At 44.9% G+C, this 1,469-nt stretch carries 2 protein-coding genes; both read left to right on the top strand.

Features of this window, described 5'->3' with window-relative positions; translation table 11 throughout:
- Window positions 1–441: flavodoxin-dependent (E)-4-hydroxy-3-methylbut-2-enyl-diphosphate synthase (locus ACS8FD_RS14360; protein ID WP_439276357.1), on the top strand; the 441-nt coding region annotated here is incomplete at its 5' end.
- 124 nt (window positions 442–565) lie between these two features.
- Window positions 566–1,469, top strand: a 904-nt coding sequence (hisS, locus tag ACS8FD_RS14355) for a histidine--tRNA ligase (RefSeq protein ID WP_439276356.1), incomplete at its 3' end; no start/stop codon positions are given.

The raw sequence follows: 1,469 nt of genomic DNA, 5'->3' as shown, positions 1-1,469 counted from the left end.
GGATTGTTACTCGATGGTATTGGCGATACCATTCGTATCTCTTTGGCAGCAGAACCAGAAGAAGAGATCAAAATCGGTTTTGATATCTTAAAATCACTCAATATTCGTTCTAATGGTGTAAACTTCATCGCATGCCCAAGCTGCTCTCGTCAAGAGTTTGACGTGATTAAGGTAATGACTGCGTTAGAAGCTCGTTTAGAAGATGTGCGTGAGCCCATGAATCTATCGGTGATTGGTTGTAAAGTGAACGGTCCAGGAGAGGCAAAAGAGTCTGACATCGGTATCGTAGGCGCAGCTCCCAAATCCCTGGTATACCGCATGGGTGAAAAAAGTCATCTTATCGATACCAATAATCTGGTTGATGAGATTGAGAGTATGGTACGTGCTCATGCAAGCGAGCTGGAAAAGTCACGTGAAAATGAAATTATTAGAGTTAAATAGATGATGCAACTATTCATCGCCCTGAGTCTGTGAGTAGTAAATCATTAGTAAGCATCTAAGTGCTAGTAGTAACGATAATAACAATAGAGACAGTCGTTATAATATTTGAGGATATGACCGAATCATGATCAAAGCTATTAAAGGGTTTAATGACATTCTGCCAGAACAGGCAGCAAAGTGGCTACAACTAGAAGCTGTATTGGCAGATGTATTGGCTCGTTACGGTTACGAAAATATTCGCCTGCCCATCGTTGAGCAGACTGATCTATTTGCTCGTGCTATTGGCGGTGCGACTGATATCGTTGAAAAAGAGATGTATAGCTTCGCTGATAAGTCTGAACCACCAACACCTCTGACCTTGCGTCCTGAAGGTACAGCAGGGGCAGTGCGTGCAGTGCTTGAGCATAACTTGCTACGCGGTGACACGCCAAAACTTTGGTATATCGGCCCTATGTTTCGTTATGAGCGCCCGCAAAAAGGACGCTACCGTCAGTTTCATCAGATAGGGGTAGAGAGCTTTGGTAGCGCGTCGCCAGATGCTGATGCTGAGCTGATTGCAATGACCCATCTAATGTGGCAAGAGCTGGGTCTCAAAGATGAGATGCGTCTGCAATTAAACAGCTTGGGTGAAATCGATGAGCGCCGTGCTTATCGAGATGCTCTAGTTGCCTACTTAACGGACAAGCAAGATCAGCTTGATGAAGACAGTAAGCGCCGTTTGACTACCAATCCGCTACGGATTTTGGACAGTAAAGAGCCAAGTACCCAAGCACTGCTTACTCATGCACCCAAGCTTGCTGACTTCTTAGGGACAGAAAGTAAGGTCCATTTTGAACAAGTTCAAGCGTATCTGACGACGCTTGGTATAGATTATGAAATCAATCCACACTTGGTTCGCGGTCTTGATTATTATAATAAAACGGTTTTTGAGTGGGTCACTGACAAGCTGGGTAGTCAAGCAACTGTCTGTGCTGGTGGGCGTTATGATGGTCTGATTGGACAGCTAAAGTCTGTCGGGGCACGTGACG

It is taken from the genome of Psychrobacter sp. 1U2, assembly GCF_051847575.1.
This window is presented reverse-complemented; position numbering and strand designations above follow the sequence as displayed.